The following is a 20,876-nucleotide window of genomic DNA, read 5'->3' on the forward strand; positions in this document are numbered from 1 at the left end:
GACACGCACACTTGTGTGGCCTGTGAAGACGGAGTGAGAATCCGACGCATGATCCAGGGAGAACTGACCACTCTCGGCCTGGGCAGGACCGAGGAGCGCGCCTACGAGGCGCTGCTGAAGGAACAGGCGGACGGGGCGGACGAGTTGGCGCGACTGCTGGACCTGCCGCGCGAGCGGCTGGACGCGGCGCTGGACCGGCTCGTCGAGCACGGTTTCGCCCGGCCGCCCGATCCGTCCCACGAGGGCGCGTTGCCGCACCCGGCGGCGCCGGCCGCCGCGATCCGCACGCTCATCCACCGCCGGCAGGCGGAACTGCACCTGAAGTCGGCCGAGCTGGCACGGTTACGGCTGGCCGCCGACCGGCTCGCGGGGGACGCCGGCGCCCAGGGGGACGGGCGCGGGCGCGTCGAGGTGGTGACGGGGCGCCGGGCCCTCACCGAGCGGGCCGGGCAACTGCTGGACGGCGCCGGACGGGAGGTGCTCATCCTGGACCGGAGCCTGGAGGGGCCGCCCTTCACCGCGCTGGACGTCGAGTCGCTGCTGGCCCGTGGCGTGGAGGTGCGCGCGGTGTTGGACCGGGCCGGGCTCACCGACCCGGGGCGGACGCGGGCGCTGACCGGCCTGGTGGAGCGCGGACTGCGGGTACGGGTCGCCGGGGGCGTTCCGGCGCAACTGGTCGCGGTGGACCGGCGCGTCACGCTGCTGCCGCCGGTGGACGCCGCCGGTCCGCGGGCGTCCGCGCTCGTGATCGGCGACGGGCTGCTGTGCGGCGCGCTGGTGCCGCTGTTCGAGGCGGTGTGGGAACGGGCCGCGCCGCTGGGCGTGGAGAGGGACGGGCCCGGTGTGTTGCCCGGACCGCAACGGGAGCTGCTGGCGCTGCTGGCGGCGGGCTTGAAGGACGAGGCGATCGCCCGCCGCCTGGGCGTCCATGTGCACACGGCGCGGCGGCGGATCAGCCGGCTGCTGGAGTCGCTGAACGCCCGCACGCGGTTCCAGGCGGGAGCCCAGGCGTCGTCGCGGGGATGGCTGGATGACTGAGCGGCGCACCCGTGGGCAAGGATGGGCCCTATGCGCTGCAAGAGACCGTTGCTGTGGATCGCCGCCGTCGTGACCACCGCCACCGCGTGCGGGGGGCCGTCCCATTCCGCCCCGCGCCCGGAGGCGGTGGCCGACGGCGCGGCCGCGCCGGCCCCGTCGGCGGCACCGCAGCGCTCGGCGGCGCCGTCCCCGGGGCTGCCGTCGGTCGGGGTGCTCCTCGACGAGGACGGCCACTGGTGCACCGCCAGCGTGGTGGACAGCCCGAAGGGCAATGTCGTCGCGACCGCCGCGCACTGTGTGTACGCGGACGGGGCGGCGAGCACGGACTTCTCGTTCGCGCCCGGGTTCCGCGGGGACGCCCGCCCGTACGGGACGTGGAAGGTCGGTACGGTGCAGGTGGCCGACGCGTGGAAGGCCGCCGGCGACGACGCGGACGCCCACGACTACGCCTTCCTCACGCTGGAGCCGGACGCCCGTGGCCGCCAGGTGCAGCAGGTCGTGGGCGCGGCGCGCCCCGACTGGGCGTCGGGCCCGGAGCGGCGCGTGACGGTGACCGGCTACCCGAACAAGGACCACAATCCGGCCGACGGCCCCATCTCGTGCACCACGGACACCCGGCGGGACCCTGACCTGGCCGGCTCGATGGTGATGGAGTGCGCCGGCTTCTTCGACGGCACCAGCGGCAGCCCCTGGCTCGCGGACGGCCGCCTGATCGGCGTCCTCAGCGGCGGCGACACGGACACGGAGTCGACGGCGGTCCTCTTCGACGCGGCGGCGCGCACGCTGTACGACCGCGCGGTGAAGGCCTCGGGCGCGTAACGCCTCAGTGGGCGGGGCCCCCGGCGCAGGCGGCGCCAGGCACCGCGGCGCGCCGGAGCCCCGCCGTGCGAGCGGGGCGCGGCGGGGTTCCGGGCGGCGGGCCGGCCGATACGGCCGCGTGGCGGGTCAGGCCGCCAGGGGTTCGGCGGACGCGGCCGTCGTCGCCGGGGAGAGGGCGAGCTCCAGGACTTGGCGGACGTCCGTGACCGGGTGGACCTCCAGCTTGTCGAGGATCTCGGCCGGGACGTCGTCCAGGTCCGCCTCGTTCCGCTTGGGGATGATCACGGTCGTGATGCCCGCCCGGTGCGCGGCCAGCAGCTTCTGCTTCACGCCGCCGATGGGCAGCACCCGCCCGGTCAGTGACACCTCGCCGGTCATCGCCACGTCCGTACGGACCAGCCGCCCGGACAGCAGCGACGCCAGCGCGGTCGTCATCGTAATGCCCGCGCTCGGGCCGTCCTTGGGCACCGCGCCCGCCGGGAAGTGGATGTGCACGCCCCGCTCCTTCAGGCCGGTGACGGGCAGCTCCAGTTCGGCGCCGTGGGAGCGCAGGAAGCTCAGGGCGATCTGCGCGGACTCCTTCATCACGTCACCGAGCTGGCCGGTCAGCGTCAGCCCGGCCGCGCCGGTCTCCGGGTCGGCCAGCGACGCCTCGACGAACAGGACGTCGCCGCCCGCGCCGGTGACCGCGAGTCCGGTGGCGACACCGGGCACGGCGGTGCGGCGCTCGGCCGGGTCCTGGGCGGACTCGGGCACGTGGTGCGGGCGCCCGATCAGTCCGCGCAGGTCGCCCTCGCCGATGGTGGCGGGCAGTTCCCGCTCGCCCAGTTCGTGCTGGGCGGCGACCTTGCGCAGCAGCCGGGCGATGGACCGCTCCAGGTTCCGCACGCCCGCCTCACGGGTGTACTCGCCCGCGAGCTTGCGCAGCGCCGGCTCGTCCAGCGTCACCTCGCCGCTCTCCAGGCCCGCCCGCTCCAACTGGCGGGGCAGGAGGTGGTCGCGGGCGATGACGACCTTCTCGTCCTCGGTGTAGCCGTCGAGGCGGACGATCTCCATCCGGTCGGCCAGCGCCTCGGGGATGGCTTCCAGGACGTTGGCGGTGGCGAGGAAGACCACGTCGGACAGGTCGAGTTCGACCTCCAGGTAGTGGTCGCGGAAGGTGTGGTTCTGCGCCGGGTCGAGGACCTCGAGGAGTGCGGCCGCCGGGTCGCCCCGGAAGTCGGAGCCGACCTTGTCGATCTCGTCGAGCAGGACCACCGGGTTCATCGACCCGGCCTCCTTGATCGCCCGCACGATCCGGCCCGGCAGGGCGCCCACGTACGTACGCCGGTGGCCCCGGATCTCCGCCTCGTCGCGTACGCCGCCGAGGGCGACCCGCACGAACTTCCGCCCCATCGCGTGCGCGACCGACTCGCCCAGCGACGTCTTGCCGACGCCAGGCGGGCCGACCAGCGCGAGCACGGCGCCGCCGCGCCGCCCGCCGACGACGCCCAGGCCGCGGTCGGCGCGCCGCTTGCGCACGGCCAGGTACTCGGTGATGCGCTCCTTGACGTCCTCCAGGCCCGCGTGTTCGGCGTCCAGGACCTCCTTGGCGCCCTTGATGTCGTAACTGTCCTCGGTGCGCTCGTTCCACGGCATTTCCAGGACCGTGTCGAGCCAGGTGCGGATCCAGGCGGTCTCGGGGTTCTGGTCGCTGGACCGCTCCAGCTTGTCGACTTCCTTGAGGGCGGCTTCGCGCACCTTCTCGGGGAGGTCGGCGGCCTCGACGCGGGCGCGGTAGTCGTCGGACTCCTCGCCCTCCTTCTCACCGTTGAGCTCGCGCAGCTCCTTGCGGACGGCTTCGAGCTGGCGGCGCAGCAGGAACTCCCGCTGCTGCTTGTCGACGCCTTCCTGGACGTCCTTGGCGATGGACTCGGCGACGTCCTGCTCGGCGAGGTGGTCGCGCAACTGCTCGGTGGCGAGCTTCAGCCGGGCGACGGGGTCCTCGGTCTCCAGCAGCTCGACCTTCTGGGCCACGGTCAGGAAGGGCGAGTAGCCGGAGTTGTCGGCGAGGGCGGAGACGCCGTCGATCTGCTGGACGCGGTCCACGACCTGCCAGGCGCCGCGCTTCTTGAGCCAGCTCGTGGCCAGCGCCTTGTACTCCTTGACGAGTTCGGTGACCGCGCCGGGCAGCGGGTCGGGGACGGTCTCCTCGACCGTCGCGCCCTCGACCCACAGGGCGGCGCCGGGGCCGGTCGTTCCGGCGCCGATCTTCACCCGGCCACGGCCGCGGATGAGCGCGCCGGGGTCGCCGTCGGAGAGCCGCCCGACCTGCTCGACGGTGCCGAGGACGCCGATGCCCGCGTACGTCCCGTCGATGCGCGGCACCAGCAGCACCTTGGGCTTGCCCCCTTGCGTCCCGGAGGACCGGGCGGCCGCCTGGGCGGCCTCCACCGCGGCGCGCACCTCGGTGTCGGACAGGTCCAGCGGCACCACCATCCCGGGCAGCACGACCTCGTCGTCGAGGGGCAGCACGGGCAGGGTGAGCGGTGTGGACGTCGAAGCCATGATCTCCCCTTCGGCAGTCAAGTTGAGCTGTACACACTCAATGCTTATGACAGCCGAAGTGTTCCCCGACCCTGTTCGCTGTGAGCGATCACCTCTTCGCACCCCGGAGCGGGCCCGCGAGCCGCGCGAAGCTTCCCCGACCCCGAAACGCCTCCGGCTCGCCGCCCCGGGCGGGGGCGGCGAGCCGGAAGTATGGAGCGGGCTCAGTCCTGGTCGTTCACGAACTCGCAGTTCGCCGCGGCCTGGTCGCCCACGGAGTCCATGAAGACGGTGTCCGACCCGCCGCCGCAGCTCTCGACCACGTCGCCGCCGCCACCGTCCCTGATGTTGATCGTGTCGCTGCCGGAGCTGGTCGTCACGTCGTCGCTGCCGGAACCGGCGTCGATCGTGGCGTTGCGGGCGACCTCCACGTCCACCTCGTCGTCACCGTCGCGAAGGGTGGCGCTGAGCCGGGTCACACCTGAGAGCGTGCCGCACCTGGCGACCGTGGGGCTCAGCTGACTGCACCCCGGACCGGCGGTGATGCCGTTGTCGTCCTCGACGTGCAGGAAGGTTCCCGACGCGAAGAAGCGGACGTCGTTCGCCACGTCCCCCGTGTTCCCGCCGTCGCGCGCGCTGACCGATACCGTGCCGAAGCTCCGGACCACCGTGGAGGCGGCCGGCTGCGCGGACGCCGGTGAGGCGACCACCAGGGGAAGTGCCAGACCCGCGACCACGGCCGGGATGGCCAGCCGCTTCAGGGTGCTGCTCGTGATCTTCATGCTGTGTTCTCTCTCCTTCGGGCGAAGAGGGCGCCGCGACCGGCCACCCGGCGTCAGTGAAGCAGCGCGTGACCACATATGCACTATTTGTCACACTTTGGCGAGGCAAGCGGGTGGGGCCGACCGCACGGGACGCACGAGGCGTTCGAGGCGTACGAGGCGTACGGGCTCAGGAGCGCGGCCACCCCGTGCGCCGCAGCAGCGGCCAGCAGCCGACGCCGATCGCCAGCGCCAGCGGGTGCCCCCAATTGGTGAGCGGGTCCTCGAACGCCACCAGGTCCTGGAGCAGCATCACCGACACCCACGCCAGCACGATCCCGCGCGCCACCGGGTTCAGCAGCCCGGCCAGCGCGCCGACGGACGCCATCAGCCCGAAACTGATGCCGTAGTCGAGCCGGTGCAGGGACGTGTCCGGCAGGTGCCCGGCCAGCACGGACAGCGCGACCGGGATCTCCGTCGCGAGCGTCGCCACCACATGTCCCACCAGGAACACGGCGGCCGCCCGCCACGCCCCGATCCGGCGCTCCAGCGCCGTCAGCACGAACACGAACCCGATCGCGTACGGCGAGAACAGCCCGCCCGCCACCCACAGCGCGCTGGCGACCAGCACCAGCAGCGGCGTACGCGAGAGGTGGGCGACGTCGGTACTGGAGGCGTGCAGCAGTTCCGCGACGGTCCCGGGGTCGCCGTACTCGGCGAAGAGCGAGGTGGCGACCAGGACCAGGGCGTAACCGAAAGTGAACGGCGTGCCGGTGGGCGTGGGCAGCAGCCGCGCGGCCCGCCGCCACGGAGCGGGCGTACGGGCGGGAGCGGACACCGCGGGGGCCACGGAGGCGGTGGCCGTGCGCTGGCTCGGGATGCCCTTCAGCAGCTCGACGCCGTCACTCGTCCCGCGCGTCCGGAGCTGGTGCACCGCGAGGCCGCCCTTCCCTGTCGACAAACCCCCTGCACAACACCCCCGGATCAACCCTGCTCCCACCCAACGCGATCATGTGCGATCACGTCCATGACATAGGTCACAGCGACCGGCCCGCTCCTCGCTAGGCTGAGGATCATGGCTGTGACGACACCCGTGACCGCGCCCGCGACAACGCCCGTGACGCTCGACCGCCGCGAGGGACCGTACGGCGAGGTGGTGCTGCGCCGGCGCGGTGAGGACTTCGAGATCATCGCCAACGGCACCTTCCTGATGGACACCTCCGACGGCCGGTCCGAGCGGCTGCTGATCGACGCCGCGCTCTCGGCGCTCGGGGCGCGCCCGCACCCCGCCGTGCTCGTCGGCGGGCTCGGGGTCGGGTTCTCGCTCGCGCACGCGGCCGCCGAGCCGGCCTGGGGGCGCATCGCGGTCGTCGAGCGGGAACAGGCGATCATCGACTGGCACCGCGAGGGGCCGCTGGCCCGGATCTCCGGCGAGGCGCTCGCCGATCCGCGCACGGTGCTGGTCCACGGCGACCTGGTCGAGTACGTCCGCAGCTCCCCCGACACCTTCGACGCGCTCTGCCTGGACATCGACAACGGCCCCGACTGGACCGTCACGGAGGACAACGACAGCCTCTACTCACCGGCCGGGCTGGCGGCCTGCGCGGCCCGGCTGAACCCCGGCGGAGTCCTCGCCGTCTGGTCCGCCCAGCCGTCCGCCGATTTCGAAGAGTCATTGCGGAATGCCGGGTTCAGCGGGGTAAGAACCGAAGAGGTCCCGGTTGCCCGGGGCGTACCGGACGTGGTCCACCTCGCCGTTCGCCCTGCGTAGCCGGGACCCGGTCGGTGCCTTTACGCTGCTGACCGAACACACGGATCTACACGCTCGCGCAGGACGCGACAGGGGCGGGGCGATGGAGCAGACACACACCAGCCACACCGGTACGGCGGTCGCGCCGGGTACACAGCGCCGAGTGCTGGTCGTCGAGGACGACACCACCATCGTCGAGGCCATCTCCGCCCGGTTGCGGGCCGAGGGCTTCCTGGTGCAGACGGCCACCGACGGCCCGGCGGCCGTGGACGCCGCCGAGGCGTGGCAGCCCGACCTGATGGTGCTCGACGTCATGCTGCCGGGCTTCGACGGCCTTGAGGTGTGCCGCCGGGTCCAGGCCCAGCGGCCGGTGCCGGTGCTGATGCTGACGGCCCGCGACGACGAGACCGACATGCTGGTCGGCCTCGGGGTCGGCGCCGACGACTACATGACCAAGCCGTTCTCGATGCGGGAGCTCGCGGCCCGGGTGCACGTGCTGCTGCGCCGGGTGGAGCGGGCGGCGCTGGCCGCCGTCACGCCCCGCAGCGGGATCCTGCGCCTCGGCGAGCTGGAGATCGACCACGCCCAGCGGCGCGTACGCGTCAAGGGCGACGACGTCCACCTCACGCCGACGGAGTTCGACCTGCTGGTCTGCCTGGCGAACACGCCCCGCGCGGTCCTCTCCCGCGAGCAGCTCCTCGCCGAGGTGTGGGACTGGGCGGACGCGTCGGGCACCCGGACCGTGGACAGCCACATCAAGGCGCTGCGCCGCAAGATCGGCGCCGAGCGGATCCGTACGGTGCACGGCGTCGGCTACGCACTGGAGACGCCCGCGCCATGAGATCGCTCCGGTCCCGGCTGCGCTCGGTCTCGATCTCGATCAAGACCAAACTGGGCACCCTCGTCGTCGTGTCGGTCTTCATCACGACCGGCCTGCTGATGGTGGCCCTGCGCACGGAGACCGAGCTGCGCTTCATCACCGTCTTCTCGGTGATCGCCACACTGCTGATCACCCAGTTCGTGGCGCACGGCCTGACCGCGCCGCTGGATGAGATGAACACGGTCGCCAAGGCCATCTCGCACGGTGACTACACGCGCCGCGTCCGTGGCGCCGACCGCCGCGACGAGCTGGGCGACCTGGCTTCCACGATCAACCGCATGGCGGACGACCTGGAGGCGGTGGACCGGCACCGCAAGGAGCTGGTGGCCAACGTCTCGCACGAGCTGCGCACGCCGATCGCGGCGCTGCGCGCGGTGCTGGAGAACGTGGTGGACGGCGTCTCCGCCGCCGACCCCGAGACCATGCGCACCGCCCTGAAGCAGACCGAGCGGCTGGGCCGGCTGGTCGAGACGCTGCTGGATCTGTCACGGCTCGACAACGGTGTCGTACCGCTCCGGTCGCGGCGCTTCGAGGTGTGGCCGTACCTGTCCGGGGTGCTGAAGGAGGCCAACCTGGCCGCCGCGCAGCGCGGGCTCAGCTCCGGGTCGGGCAGCCACAGCCGTACGGACGTCCACCTCCACCTGGACGTATCGCCGCCCGAGCTGACCGCCCACGCGGACAGCGAGCGGCTGCACCAGGTGGTGGCGAACCTGATCGACAACGCCGTGAAGCACTCCCCGCCGCACGGCCGCGTGACGGTGCGGGCCCGGCGCGGGCCGCTGCCGGAGTCACTGGACCTGGAAGTGCTGGACGAGGGGCCGGGCATCCCGGAGTCGGAGCGGCACAAGGTCTTCGAGCGGTTCAACCGGGGCAGCGTCCCCTCGCCGCACGGCCCGGACAGCGACGGCGGTACGGGACTGGGGCTGGCGATCGCCCGCTGGGCGGTCGATCTGCACGGCGGGCGCATCGGGGTGGCCGAATCCGCACGTGGATGCCGCATTCAGGTCACCCTTCCAGGGATCCCTCAGCCGCGCGGTTGACGTAGGGTTCGAACCGGAAGCACGCGTTCTGCGTGTTGCCGGTCAAGGGGTGTGCACCATCGAGGGGCGCAGCCGCGCTGCCCCCTACCCATACGCAAGGCAACCACGCTTGTTTCCCGCCATTTCCTGCGCCGAAACACGTCTCCGGATGTGATCTACGCGACGATGGCACGCCCGGTCTGCACGTCCCGGCCGGGGAGGCGTAGCCTTTATTTCCGCTGTCCATCACCTTGTGAAGCGGAAGAGGGCGGTTGCCGCCGTGTCGTCTCAGTCCCCCAGTAACCCAAGCGTCTCGACCGACCAAGACGGGCAGGGGCCTTCGAACCCCGCCGCCGCGTTCGGTGCCAATGAGTGGCTCGTCGACGAGATCTACCAGCAGTACCTCCAGGACCCGAATTCGGTCGACCGTGCCTGGTGGGACTTCTTCGCCGACTACAAGCCGGGCGCCGCGTCCGGCTCGGCGGACAAGCCCGCGGGCGAGGGTGCCGTAGCCGCGGGGGCTGCGGCGCAGCCCGCGCCCCAGGCCCCGGCCCCGGCGAAGCCGGCAGCAGCGGCACCCGCACAGGCCGCTGCCGCCCCCGCCGCCCAGGCCCCGGCCCAGGCCCCCGCCGCGCAGCCCGCGCCCGCCGCCGCTCCGGCTCCGGCCGCCGCGCCCGCCAAGCCCGCCGCCAAGCCCGGTGCAAGCACCGGCTCCACCGGAGCGGCTGACGCCGCGCGAACGCCTGCCGCGGAGGCCCCCTCCGGTCCGGAGTACGTGCCGCTGCGCGGCCCGGCCGCCGCGGTCGCGAAGAACATGAACGCCTCGCTGGAGCTGCCGACGGCCACGTCCGTCCGCGCCGTCCCGGTGAAGCTGCTGTTCGACAACCGCATCGTCATCAACAACCACCTCAAGCGCGCCCGCGGCGGGAAGATCTCCTTCACGCACCTCATCGGGTACGCGATGGTGCAGGCCATCAAGGCCATGCCGTCGATGAACTACTCCTACGGGGAGAAGGACGGCAAGCCGGTCCTGGTCAAGCCGGAGCACGTCAACTTCGGCCTGGCGATCGACCTGGTGAAGCCGAACGGCGAGCGCCAGTTGGTCGTCGCGGGCATCAAGAAGGCCGAGACGCTCGGCTTCTTCGAGTTCTGGCAGGCGTACGAGGACATCGTCCGCCGCGCCCGCAACAACAAGCTGACGATGGACGACTTCACCGGCGTCACCGTCTCGCTGACCAACCCCGGCGGCCTCGGCACCGTCCACTCCGTGCCGCGTCTGATGCCCGGTCAGTCGGTCATCATGGGCGTCGGCTCGATGGACTACCCCGCCGAGTTCCAGGGCACCTCCCAGGACACGCTGAACAAGCTGGGCATCTCCAAGGTGATGACCCTCACCTCGACGTACGACCACCGGGTCATCCAGGGTGCCGCGTCGGGCGAGTTCCTCCGTATCGTCGCGAACCTCCTCCTCGGTGAGAACGGCTTCTACGACGACGTCTTCGAGTCGCTGCGCATCCCCTACGAGCCGGTCCGCTGGCTCAAGGACATCGACGCGTCCCACGACGACGACGTCACCAAGGCCGCGCGCGTCTTCGAGCTGATCCACTCCTACCGGGTCCGCGGCCACGTCATGGCCGACACCGACCCGCTGGAGTACCGCCAGCGCAAGCACCCCGACCTGGACATCACCGAGCACGGCCTGACGCTCTGGGACCTGGAGCGGGAGTTCGCGGTCGGCGGCTTCGGCGGCAAGTCCATGATGAAGCTGCGCGACATCCTCGGCGTGCTGCGCGACTCGTACTGCCGCACCACCGGCATCGAGTTCATGCACATCCAGGACCCCAAGCAGCGCAAGTGGATCCAGGACCGCGTCGAGCGTCCGCACTCCAAGCCGGAGCGCGAGGAGCAGCTCCGCATCCTGCGCAGGCTGAACGCCGCCGAGGCGTTCGAGACGTTCCTCCAGACCAAGTACGTCGGCCAGAAGCGGTTCTCGCTGGAGGGCGGCGAGTCCGTCATCCCGCTGCTGGACGCGGTCATCGACTCCGCGGCCGAGTCGCGCCTGGACGAGGTCGTCATCGGCATGGCCCACCGCGGCCGGCTCAACGTCCTGGCGAACATCGTCGGCAAGTCGTACGCGCAGATCTTCCGCGAGTTCGAGGGCAACCTCGACCCGAAGTCGATGCACGGCTCCGGCGACGTGAAGTACCACCTGGGCGCCGAGGGCACCTTCACCGGCCTGGACGGCGAGCAGATCAAGGTCTCGCTGGTCGCCAACCCCTCCCACCTGGAGGCGGTCGACCCGGTCCTGGAGGGTGTCGTCCGCGCCAAGCAGGACGTCATCAACAAGGGCGGCACGGACTTCACCGTCCTGCCCGTCGCCCTGCACGGTGACGCGGCCTTCGCGGGCCAGGGTGTCGTCGCCGAGACGCTCAACATGTCGCAGCTCCGCGGCTACCGCACCGGCGGCACGGTCCACATCGTCATCAACAACCAGGTCGGCTTCACCGCCGCCCCGGAGTCGTCGCGTTCGTCGATGTACGCGACCGACGTGGCCCGCATGATCGAGGCGCCGATCTTCCACGTGAACGGCGACGACCCGGAGGCCGTGGTCCGCGTGGCGCGGCTCGCCTTCGAGTTCCGCCAGACGTTCAACAAGGACGTCGTGATCGACCTCATCTGCTACCGCCGCCGCGGTCACAACGAGGGCGACAACCCGCAGTTCACCAACCCGCAGATGTACAACCTGATCGACAAGAAGCGCTCGGTGCGCAAGCTCTACACCGAGTCGCTGATCGGTCGCGGCGACATCACGCTGGAAGAGGCGGAGCAGGCGCTCCAGGACTTCCAGGGCCAGCTCGAAAAGGTGTTCGCGGAGGTCCGCGAGGCCACCTCGCAGCCCGGCCCGGCGCACGTGCCGGACGCCCGGGCCGAGTTCCCGGTCGCCGTCACCACCGCGGTCTCCCAGGAGGTCGTGAAGCGGATCGCCGAGTCGCAGGTCAACATCCCCGACCGCATCAAGGTGCACCCGCGCCTGATGCCGCAGCTCCAGCGCCGTGCCGCCTCCATCGACGACGGCACGATCGACTGGGGCATGGGCGAGACCCTCGCCATCGGCTCGCTGCTGATGGAGGGCACCCCGGTCCGGCTCGCCGGCCAGGACACCCGCCGCGGCACCTTCGGCCAGCGCCACGCGGTGCTGGTGGACCAGGAGACCGGCGAGGACTACACCCCGCTCCAGTACCTCTCCGACGACCAGGCCCGCTACAACGTCTACGACTCGCTGCTCAGCGAGTACGCGGCGATGGGCTTCGAGTACGGCTACTCCCTCGCGCGGCCCGAGTCGCTGGTCATGTGGGAGGCCCAGTTCGGTGACTTCGTCAACGGCGCGCAGACCGTCGTGGACGAGTTCATCTCCTCGGCCGAGCAGAAGTGGGGCCAGACCTCCGGCGTCACGCTGCTGCTGCCGCACGGTTACGAGGGCCAGGGCCCGGACCACTCCTCGGCCCGCCCGGAGCGCTTCCTCCAGCTCTGCGCGCAGAACAACATGACGGTCGTCATGCCGACCCTGCCGTCGAACTACTTCCACCTCCTGCGGTGGCAGGTGCACAACCCGCACCACAAGCCGCTGATCGTCTTCACCCCGAAGTCGATGCTGCGTCTGAAGGCGGCCGCGTCGAAGGCGGAGGAGTTCACCACCGGCGGCTTCCGTCCGGTGATCGGCGACGACTCGGTGGACGCGAACGCGGTCCGCAAGGTCGTCTTCTGCTCCGGCAAGGTGTACTACGACCTGGAGGCCGAGCGGGTCAAGCGCGGTGTCACGGACACGGCGATCATCCGCCTGGAGCGCCTGTACCCGCTGCCGGGTGCGGAGCTCCAGGCCGAGATCGCCAAGTACCCGAACGCCGAGAAGTACATCTGGGCCCAGGAGGAGCCGGCGAACCAGGGTGCCTGGCCGTTCATCGCGCTCAACCTGATCGACCACCTCGACCTGGCGGTCGGCGCCGACATCCCGCACGGTGAGCGCCTGCGCCGCATCTCGCGGCCGCACAGCTCGTCCCCGGCGGTCGGCTCGGCCAAGCGCCACCAGGCCGAGCAGGTCCAGCTCGTCAACGAGGTCTTCGACGCCTGACCGGCGGTCGTACGAACCGGAGGGCCCGGCCCGCGTCCCTGTGACGCGGGCCGGGCCCTCCGGCGTACACGCGCCGTCAGTACGGCTGCGGCTCGAAGTCCCAGTACGGGCGGAGGCCGTCGCGCATGTACCGGGTCTGCGGGTGGTCGTCGCCGAGGGTGGCGGTGAGCCGCCGCAGCGCGTCCCGCTCCAGCCGGCCGGCCTCCTCCGCGGCGCCGGCCGCCCTGAGGTCCAGCGCCAGCCCGGCCTGGAGGTTGACCGTCAGGACGTGGTCCTCCCCCACTCGCGCCCGGGCCCGTTCCAGGGCGTCCCGGCCGAGCGCCACCGCGCCCGCCACGTCGCCGGTGGCGGCGCGCGCCCCGGCGGTGTTCATCGCGCAGCCGAGGCTCCACACGTGGTCCGGGCCGAGCGCCCGGTTCATCCGCGCCAGGGTCTCCTCCGCAAGCGCGTGCGCCGCCCGGTGCTCGCCCAGGTCGCGGAGGACGAGCGCGCGGTTGTCACGCGCCCCGATCGCGTACGGGTGGCCCTTGCCGAGCTGGGCGGCGTACAGCTTGGCCGTCCGCTCCGCCAGGGCGAGGGCCTGCTCCGGCTCGCCCGCGCCCCGCAGCAGCATCGCGTAGTCGGAGGAGACCAGCAGCGTCTCCGGGTGGTGCCGGCCCCGCCTGCGGACCAGCCGCTCCAGCACCGAGCGCATCATGGCGCGGGCGTAGGGCAGGTGGCCCTCCCGGCGCATGCACAGCGCGAGGTTGTGTTCGGCCTGGAGGGTCTGGGAGTGGTCGCGGTCGAGCACCTGGCGGTGCAGCCGGCTGTTCTGCTCCTGGATGGCGAGCGCCTCACCGTACCGGCCGAGCAGCCGCAGCACCCAGGCGGTGTTCAGGGCGGAGAGCAGGGTGAGCTGGTTCTTTCCGCCGTGCACGGCGACCCGGGCCCGGAGGACCTCGCGGTGCAGGGCGAGGGACTCCTCGTACCGGCCCTGGAGCCCCAGGGCGGTGGCCAGGTTGGTGCGCAGCCGCAGGGTGAGGGGTACCCGGTCGCCGAGGAGCCCGGCCGCGTCGTCCGCTGAGCGCTGGTACAGGCCGCTCGCCTCGTCGTACTTGCCGAGCGCCATCAGGGTGCCGCCCAGGCCGTTGACGGCGCGCAGCGTCTCGACGCCCCGCCCGTCGGCCCCGGCGGCGGCGAGGTCGCGCAGGATGGCCCGGCCGGTGTCCTCGGCGTCGGCGTAACGGCCCATGACGCGCAGCATGTTGGCGTGCTGGAGGGCCATGACCAGCACCTTGCCGTCGGTGGGGCCGGAGGCGGCGGACCAGTGCCCGAGCGCCTTGCCGGTGATGCGCAGGCCCTCCTCGGCCTCGCCGCGCATCCGCAGGTACTCCACGCAGTTGAGGACCAGCGTGCGGACGTCCTCGTCGTCGGACTCCAGCGCGCCGGAGGGCTCCAGGTGCGGGATGAGCTCGGCGTACCGGGTCCAGTGCTGGGGCTGGGTGGGCTCGCGCGGGTCGGCGGCCACCAGGACGCGGCAGGCGGTCTGGGAGGCGTACTTGCGGTCCTCGGGCGGCAGACTGTCGCGGACGAAGCGGTGGAAGAGGCGGTGCATGCGCAGCGTGCCGACGGTGAGCGTGTCGGCCTGCGGGCCGGTCTCGTACTCCAGCCACATGGCGGTGGACTCGGACAGGGTGCGCAGGGCGGAGTTCCAGCTACTGGGCTCGGACGCCATGCGGGCCAGGTGCGGCGGCAGGTCGGCGGAGCGCGCGGACTGGAGGAGGCGTACGGGGACGACGTCGGCGGAGAAGTAGGCGAGCAGCTTCAGCAGCTCGTGGGCCTCGGGGGCGTCCTCGTGGAGGGTGTTGACGGCCATGGCCCACACGGCCTGGAAGGGCCGTGGTTCGTCGCCGCCCGCCACGACACCGAAGACGCTGGGGCTGCCGTCGCGGATCTCCGCCACGTACCGGCTCACCGGGGTCGTCGGGTGGGCGTCCAGCCAGGCGGCCATCTGGTCGATGAGCAGCGGCAGGTCCTCCAGGGCGTCGGCGAGCCGGTCGGCCTCCTGCTCGGTCAGCCGGGTGGCGCGCCGGCAGGCGTAGGCGACGCTCTCGACCCGCTCGAAGCGGGGGACCTCGATCAGCTCGGCCCCGTGGGACGACCAGGACTGCCGGTGGCTGGTGATGAGGACGTGGCCGTCGCCCTCGGGGAGCAGGCCGGCCAGCCGGTCGGGGTCCTCGGCCGCGTCGAGGACGAGCAGCCAGCGCTGGTCGGTGGCGCGCAGGGCGCGGTGCACGGCGTCGATGAGGGGCCCGAGTTCGCCGCCGTCCCGGATGCCGAGTTCGCCGGCGAGGGCGGCGAGGTTCTCCCGGGCGGTGGTGCTGGAGGCGGCGCGGACCCACCAGACGATGTCGTACTCGCCCGCGTACCGGTGCGCGTACTCCATGGCGATCTGCGTTTTGCCGACGCCGCCCGGCCCGTGCACGGCGACGATCGACGTGCCGCCGCCCCGGCCCTCGGTGAGCAGGGCGCGGAGCCGCTCCAGGGTCTCCCGGCGGCCGGTGAAGCCGCGGTTGCGGCGGGGGACGTTCCACACGGGCGGCAGGTCGTCGGGGAAGCGGCGCCGGCGTTCGAGGGCGACTCCGGTGGTGCGGGGCACGGTGACGCCGAACAGGCCGAGCAGCCGGCGCCTGGCCTCGTCGCGGCCCACGCCGCGCAGCTCCACCGGGTCGAGTGCCCGGGCGGCCTCGGGCAGCGGGCGGGCGGTGACGCTGAGCGCGGCGAACCGGTCGCGGTGGGCGGGGACGACGTCGCGCAGGACGTCGGCCCAGGCGCGGTAGCGGCCGGAGTCGAAGCGGAGGTACCAGTCGTCCAGCATGAGCAGGACGCGGCCCGGCGCGGCGAGCAGCCCGGTGAGCGCGGAGCCTTCCGGCGGGCGGCGCAGCGGGTCCCAGCGGACCAGTTCGGTGCGGAAGCCCGCGGTCAGGAGTTCCTCGTCGACCCAGGCGGCCCAGCGTTCGCTCTGTCCGGCGAAGACCACCGTGATGTGCTGGGAGTCTTCGGTCATGCGGAGGTCTCCCTCAATGAGTCAGCCTCGTGCGCGAGTCTTGATTGGAGTCATTCGATTGTGCGTCAGTTTCCGGTCAGTGAGGGCCGGTTCGCGAACAGTGACGGGTGTCTTCCAGCTCACACAGCCGGTCCGCCACATGACGTACGAGGCGTTCGAGGTCGGCGCAGTAGACGCTGGGGTGCAGGAATCCGGTGCGCGGGGCGTACCGGTGGGCGTAGTTGCCGCCGCCGCACACCCGCACCACCGGGCAGGCCCGGCACTCGGCGGCGAGCCCGGCCGCGCCGAGCTGCCGGGCGGCGATGCCGGGGTGGCGCAGCGCCCGGTCGAAACCGTGGCGGAAGACGTCGAGGCCGGTGACGGGGGCGCCGGGGTAGGCCGACTTGAGCGAGTCGGCCTGCTCGATGGAGCCGTCCGTGTCGACGACGACGGCGGTCATCGGCGACAGGCCGACGGATTCGGTGGCACTGGGGGCGCCCAGCAGCAGGGCCAGGATCTCGCCGAAGACCCTGACCTGGGTGACCATCCGGCCTCCGTGCCACCACAGGTCGAACACCTCGGCCAGCCAGTCGCCGTACGGCGTCGGGCGGGGCCGTCTGCCGGGCCGGGCGGGCGGCACGGCGGGCGGCGGTGAGGCCCAGTTGGCGTGCGGCAGGAGGAAGTCGACGCGGGGCGCGCCGAGCGCGACGAGGGACGCGTACACCTCGGCGGGCGGGGCCGTGACGTCGACCGTGCACAGCACCCCGGCGTAGCTGTCGCCCCGGCGGGCCAGGAGGCGGGCGGCGCGGGCGGCGGCGGGCCAGGAGGGGCGGCCGGCGTGGTCGACGCGGCGCCTGTTGTGGGCCCGGGTCCCGCCGTCGAGGCTGAGCCCGACGCGGATGCCGTCGGCGGCCAGCCGGTCCAGGGTCCGTTCGGTCAGCAGCGTGCCGTTGGTCTGTACGCAGACGCTCGCCGCGCAGTGGCCGGGCAGCGCGTCGCGGACGGCTCGGGCGTAGGCGAGGACCGTGCCGGGCCCGCCGAGGAGCGGCTCGCCGCCGTGCAGGTCGACCCGGATGCGGTCCAGTCGGTGGGCGGCGGCGTGCTCGGCGATGCGCCGGGCGGTCTGCCGCATGGTCCGGGCGTCCACCCGGGCCGGGCGCTCGCGCCAGCTCGTGTCGGGGCCGCGGTAGATGTAGCAGTAGGTGCAGGCGAGGTTGCAGCGGCTGTGGACCTTCAGCACGAACTGCCGCAGCGGCACGGGGCGGAGGCGGGAGGTGTCCAGCGCCCGGTGCGGCCAGAGCGGCTCGGTGGCGGCCGGTACGGGGGCGGTCATGGCGCGGCGTCGGGTGCGTCGTCGTAGTAGGCGACGACGGACTGACCGGCCCGCTCCCGTACGACGGCCAGGACCGCGTCCAGTACCGGGTGGCCGGTCACCGGTCCGTCGTCACCGGTCATCGCGGCGAGCGCGGGGAATTCGGGCAGCGGTGCGTCACCCGGTACGCGGGCTGCGCTCATTCCTCCGCCTCACCGGCCCGGAGCCGCGCGATGTCGTGCTGGAGCGCCGAGGTGAGGACCTCCGCGTCGGGGGTGCCCTCCAGCAGCCGGAGGGCCTTGCGGTACTCGGCGAGGGCGCGTGCCGGCCCCGCCGTGTCCTCCAGGCAGGTGGCCCGCTTGCGCAGCGCGGCCGCGGCCAGGGCGGCGTTGCCCGTCGCCAGCGCGTCCTCGGCCGCTCGGTGGAAGTGGCCGGCCGCCTCCGTCAGCCGTACGGTGGCGCCGGTCGTGCGCTGGAGCTCGACGGCGACGTCCCCGCGGAGCATCCAGGCGAGGCCGGAGATCCCGGGGTCGTCGGTGCCCCGCGCCCCGGCGCCGAGTATCCAGTCGGCCTCGTGCAGGTCGGTGAGCGCACCGCGCAGCCGGAAGCGCTGGTAGAGGGCGTGGCCGAGCTGGACGCGGTACGTGGCCAGCTCCTCCGACGCCTCGGAGGCGAAGTCGACCGCCTCGCGGAAGATGCGGACGACCGCCTCCACCTCCTCCAGCTCGGCCGGCTTGCGGACGAGGAGCGTACTGCCGTACTTGATCAGTACCTCCCGGTGCAGCGGGGTGCCGGAGGGGGCGAGCCGCAGCGCCTCCTCCAGGATGGCGATCGTCTCGTCCACGGGCTCGTGCCCGTCGTCCGGCCCGTAGAGCTGGAGCCAGACCCGTACCGTCTGCTGGAGGCAGTCCGCCAACTGCTCGTCCCGGCCCTCCCAGGCCGGGTACCGCTCGGCGACCGCCCGCGCCCGTTCCAGGGCGCGCCGCACCCGCATGAGGACCGTGGCGCCGGAAGCGGTGAGCTCCTCGGCGGAGGCGACCGCCATCCAGCCCGTGAACAGGTCCACGGGCTGTGGCGTCCAGTCCGGTTCTCCGTTCTCCGCCCCCTGGTGCGCGAGCGTGTGCTCCAGGGCGGTGAGCGCGTGGTTCAGTTCGTCGGCCGCGGTGCGCGCCAGGTCGGGGACGGCTTCGGGGCGGACGGCCCCGCGCCGGCGGGCCAGGTGGAGGAACAGCAGCCCGCGGAAGTACCGCACGGCCTCCGGGGGGCGCAGCGGATCGGCCGCGTCCAGTACGTCGAGGGCCCGGCTGATCAGGCCGGCGGCCCACTGGTCCGGCCCCTCCGGGGCGGGGTCGAGCAGCCGGACGGCCTGCTCGGCGAACTCGACGGCCAGCCGCTGGAGGAGCCGGACATGGGCGAGCGCCGTCCTCCCGGCCCTCCCGGGAGCCGTGGCGTACGCCTCGCGCAGGCACTCCTCGGCGTACGTCAGCAGCAGGAAGCGCACCGCCTCGGGCTCGGCCGCGCCGCCCTCCGCCTCGCCGCCCTCGGAAGCGCGGTCCCCGGAGGCACCGCCCCCGGAAGCGCGGCCCTGGGAAGCGCGGCCCGCTTCCTCCCGGAACCGGTCGGGCACCGCGTCCGTGTCCGCGCCGGCCGCGTCCACCTCCTGCTCCATGTGCCGCAGCACCCGGGCCAGGGTCCCGTACGCCCCCGGCGCCTCCGGCACGGCCCGCTCCGCCGCCGCCAGCGCGTCCCGGAGGTCCTCGCCGAGGGCGCGGGCCCGCCAGCGCTCCAGCAGGGCCTCGGCCAGCTCCGCGTACAGCGGCGCCTGTTCGGCGCGGCCGGTGGTGGCCCGTGCGGCGGCGGACAGGAGCTGGACGGCGGCGTCGAGGTCCCGGGCGGTGTTCTGGCGGCGGAACCGGGCCAGGCTCTCGCGGGCGCGGGCGGCCAGGTCGGCGGGGCCGGACGCGGCGGTGGACACCGGGGGCGGCACCAGGAAGTGGCGCAGCACCTGGGTGGAGACCACCGCGAACCGGCGCAGCCTCGGGTCGTCGGCCCCGCCCTGCGACTCCACGGTGCCCGCGAGGTAGGCGGCGGCCATGGCGGGGAAGTTGCGCACGCCGGTGCCGAAGCGCTGTTCCAGGTACTGGGAGCACTTCTTCAGTACGAGGTGGGCGTCCCCGGCCTCCTGGCGCGCCATCAGCTCCTCCCGTACGCCGGGGAGGAACTCGTACGCGGGCTCCGTCGCGTCGTCGCCCTCGTGGTCCTCGTCGCTGCGCCTGAGCAGCCCGCCGAGCAGCACCTCCGCGAGGACGTCGGGTCCGCTGCCGACCAGCATGGCCCGCTGGACGAGCTGCATGACCGGCAGCACCAGCGGGACCAGGGAGAGGTACTCGGCGAGCCGTACCGCCGACGGCGAGGCGTGGCAGCGGAAGGCCCGCACCCGCTCGGCGGGGGTCACGTGCGGGCGCGCGGCCGGGCCGGGCGGGGCGGGCGGCGGGCCGGCGCCGACCCATCCGGCGGCGCCCGGCAGCGAGAGCTGTCCGGTGGCCGAGACCAGCCGGGCCCAGGTCTCCAGGGCGATCCGGTTGGGTGCCAGGACGGGCACGGGGACGGCCCCGGGCGGCCGGGCGGCGCGGGTGGTGAAGGTCAGCCGCCCGCCGGCCCCTTCGGGGCGGCGGAGGACGCCGGGCCAGGCGGGCAGTTGCGCGTTGCGCCACATCCGCTGGGGCAGCGGCTGCACGACCGCGACGGGTGCGGTCGCCGCCCACCGGTGCAGCAGCCGGTGCAGTTCGCCGGTGCGCCACATGGGCCCGGCGCAGTCGCTGAGCAGCAGGGTCAGCTTGCGTCCTGTGGGGTCGGCGAGCTGGGCGGGCGAGCGCAGCGGGGTGGCGGGCCTGGTGGGTGTGGTGGCGACGCCGGGGGTGCCGTCGGCGTGGGCGTGCAGGTACAGGAGGCTGACGTCGCGGAAGGCCCCGGCGCGTTCGCAGACGGTGCGCAGCTCCTCCAGGGTCTGCTGCCAGACGACGGTGGACGACGAGACGTCCATGAGCAGTTGGACGCGCGCCTCGCGGCGGCGTTCGCGGCGCAGCACCGGGACGGTGAGCCCGGTGTCGGCGGCCCGGTCGGCGGTGGCGCGTTCGTCGAGTACGCGGCGGACGGGCGCGCGGGGCGCCTGGAACCGTTGCAGGGGGCGTAACGCGCGCTGGAGGGCGATCGGGTCGGGCAGGGTGGCGGCGGTGGGCACCCACACCCGGGCGCCGCCGTCGGCGCCGTCGCCGCTGTCGCCGGGAGTGGCCGAGCCGCCCGGGGCGGACAGCCCGGCGCGGCCCTCGCGCGGTGCGCCGCCGGGGGCCTCCTCGTGCGGCTGCGCGGGCGGGAGGGGCGCGGGGCGGGGGTGGGCGTCGCCGGACGGGCCGGGCGGCGGGGGGTGGGGGGCGGGCTCCGTGCCGGCGCCGGTGGAGCCGGAGCGGCCGGTGGGGGTGACCCACTGGGCGAGCCAGAGCGCGTCGGCGACCTCTTCGCAGGTGGGGCCGAGGTCGGCCTCCCTCAGCCGCGCGACCAGCTCGGTGAGCAGGCCGCTCGCCGAGCCGGGTGCGGGGGAGGGAGCGGCGGGCACGGCG

General features: G+C 73.3%; 13 protein-coding genes. 6 read left to right on the forward strand and 7 right to left on the reverse strand.

Annotated features, from left to right (window positions below; all coding sequences use genetic code 11):
- The first annotated feature begins 48 nt into the window (after positions 1–48).
- Positions 49–1,038, forward strand: a complete 990-nt coding sequence (locus tag AB0J57_RS09590) for a helix-turn-helix domain-containing protein (RefSeq protein WP_366127477.1) — start codon at positions 49–51, stop codon at positions 1,036–1,038.
- 30 nt (positions 1,039–1,068) lie between these two features.
- Complete coding sequence (locus AB0J57_RS09595) at positions 1,069–1,857, forward strand: trypsin-like serine protease (protein WP_366127478.1); 789 nt, start codon at positions 1,069–1,071, stop codon at positions 1,855–1,857.
- A gap of 126 nt (positions 1,858–1,983) precedes the next feature.
- Here the strand turns inward: AB0J57_RS09595 and lon are convergent, their stop codons facing one another.
- The 3 genes from lon to AB0J57_RS09610 all read right to left on the reverse strand — a co-directional run bounded on the left by lon (position 1,984) and on the right by AB0J57_RS09610 (position 5,994).
- Positions 1,984–4,404 carry an endopeptidase La gene (gene lon, locus AB0J57_RS09600; RefSeq protein WP_366127479.1) on the reverse strand — a complete coding sequence of 807 codons (2,421 nt, stop codon included), beginning with the start codon at positions 4,402–4,404 and terminating at the stop codon, positions 1,984–1,986.
- 203 nt (positions 4,405–4,607) lie between these two features.
- Positions 4,608–5,165, reverse strand: coding sequence for a hypothetical protein (locus AB0J57_RS09605; RefSeq protein ID WP_366127480.1), 558 nt, complete (start codon positions 5,163–5,165; stop codon positions 4,608–4,610).
- A 169-nt stretch (positions 5,166–5,334) separates the two neighbouring features.
- Positions 5,335–5,994 (reverse strand): rhomboid-like protein, encoded by a 660-nt coding sequence (locus tag AB0J57_RS09610; protein WP_366127820.1) that lies wholly within the window; start codon positions 5,992–5,994, stop codon positions 5,335–5,337.
- A gap of 225 nt (positions 5,995–6,219) precedes the next feature.
- Between AB0J57_RS09610 and AB0J57_RS09615 the strand changes: the two genes are divergently transcribed.
- The 4 genes from AB0J57_RS09615 to AB0J57_RS09630 all read left to right on the forward strand — a co-directional run bounded on the left by AB0J57_RS09615 (position 6,220) and on the right by AB0J57_RS09630 (position 12,922).
- Positions 6,220–6,915: a spermidine synthase gene (locus AB0J57_RS09615; RefSeq protein WP_366127481.1), complete on the forward strand. Its 696-nt coding sequence runs from the start codon at positions 6,220–6,222 to the stop codon at positions 6,913–6,915.
- 82 nt (positions 6,916–6,997) lie between these two features.
- Positions 6,998–7,735 carry a response regulator transcription factor gene (locus tag AB0J57_RS09620; RefSeq protein WP_366127482.1) on the forward strand — a complete coding sequence of 246 codons (738 nt, stop codon included), beginning with the start codon at positions 6,998–7,000 and terminating at the stop codon, positions 7,733–7,735.
- Positions 7,732–8,814, forward strand: a complete 1,083-nt coding sequence (locus AB0J57_RS09625) for an ATP-binding protein (RefSeq protein ID WP_366127483.1) — start codon at positions 7,732–7,734, stop codon at positions 8,812–8,814. Before AB0J57_RS09620 ends, AB0J57_RS09625 begins: the two co-directional genes overlap by 4 nt.
- Before the next feature lie 259 nt (positions 8,815–9,073).
- The gene (locus AB0J57_RS09630; RefSeq protein ID WP_366127484.1) at positions 9,074–12,922 is read left to right on the forward strand and encodes a multifunctional oxoglutarate decarboxylase/oxoglutarate dehydrogenase thiamine pyrophosphate-binding subunit/dihydrolipoyllysine-residue succinyltransferase subunit; all 3,849 of its coding nucleotides are present in this window, start codon (positions 9,074–9,076) and stop codon (positions 12,920–12,922) included.
- Positions 12,923–12,998: 76 nt separating this feature from the next.
- Here AB0J57_RS09630 and fxsT read toward each other — a convergent pair whose 3' ends face one another.
- From fxsT to AB0J57_RS09650, 4 genes are all read right to left on the reverse strand, one after another.
- Complete coding sequence (fxsT, locus tag AB0J57_RS09635) at positions 12,999–15,968, reverse strand: FxSxx-COOH system tetratricopeptide repeat protein (RefSeq protein ID WP_366127485.1); 2,970 nt, start codon at positions 15,966–15,968, stop codon at positions 12,999–13,001.
- Between the two features lie 76 nt (positions 15,969–16,044).
- Entirely contained in the window at positions 16,045–17,280 is a 1,236-nt protein-coding gene (locus AB0J57_RS09640; protein WP_366127486.1) for an FxsB family cyclophane-forming radical SAM/SPASM peptide maturase, read from the reverse strand.
- On the reverse strand, positions 17,277–17,462 hold the full coding sequence (locus AB0J57_RS09645; RefSeq protein ID WP_366127487.1) for a hypothetical protein: 186 nt from the start codon (positions 17,460–17,462) through the stop codon (positions 17,277–17,279). Before AB0J57_RS09645 ends, AB0J57_RS09640 begins: the two co-directional genes overlap by 4 nt.
- A complete protein-coding gene (locus AB0J57_RS09650; protein WP_366127488.1) occupies positions 17,459–20,872 on the reverse strand; it encodes an SAV_2336 N-terminal domain-related protein in 3,414 nt (1,137 codons plus the stop codon). The genes AB0J57_RS09645 and AB0J57_RS09650 overlap by 4 nt, the downstream gene beginning before the upstream one ends.
- Positions 20,873–20,876 lie beyond the last annotated feature (4 nt).

It is taken from the genome of Streptomyces sp. NPDC049837 (genome assembly GCF_040674455.1).
Lineage (GTDB): Bacteria > Actinomycetota > Actinomycetes > Streptomycetales > Streptomycetaceae > Streptomyces.

Excerpts from the sequence above, each read along its gene's own strand:
- AB0J57_RS09590 (WP_366127477.1), top strand. The coding sequence starts at position 49 with ATGATCCAGGGAGAACTGACCACTCTCGGCCTGGGCAGGACCGAGGAG.
- AB0J57_RS09595 (WP_366127478.1), top strand. The coding sequence starts at position 1,069 with ATGCGCTGCAAGAGACCGTTGCTGTGGATCGCCGCCGTCGTGACCACC.
- lon (WP_366127479.1), bottom strand. The coding sequence starts at position 4,404 with ATGGCTTCGACGTCCACACCGCTCACCCTGCCCGTGCTGCCCCTCGAC.
- AB0J57_RS09605 (WP_366127480.1), bottom strand. The coding sequence starts at position 5,165 with ATGAAGATCACGAGCAGCACCCTGAAGCGGCTGGCCATCCCGGCCGTG.
- AB0J57_RS09615 (WP_366127481.1), top strand. The coding sequence starts at position 6,220 with ATGGCTGTGACGACACCCGTGACCGCGCCCGCGACAACGCCCGTGACG.
- AB0J57_RS09620 (WP_366127482.1), top strand. The coding sequence starts at position 6,998 with ATGGAGCAGACACACACCAGCCACACCGGTACGGCGGTCGCGCCGGGT.
- AB0J57_RS09625 (WP_366127483.1), top strand. The coding sequence starts at position 7,732 with ATGAGATCGCTCCGGTCCCGGCTGCGCTCGGTCTCGATCTCGATCAAG.
- fxsT (WP_366127485.1), bottom strand. The coding sequence starts at position 15,968 with ATGACCGAAGACTCCCAGCACATCACGGTGGTCTTCGCCGGACAGAGC.
- AB0J57_RS09640 (WP_366127486.1), bottom strand. The coding sequence starts at position 17,280 with ATGACCGCCCCCGTACCGGCCGCCACCGAGCCGCTCTGGCCGCACCGG.
- AB0J57_RS09645 (WP_366127487.1), bottom strand. The coding sequence starts at position 17,462 with ATGAGCGCAGCCCGCGTACCGGGTGACGCACCGCTGCCCGAATTCCCC.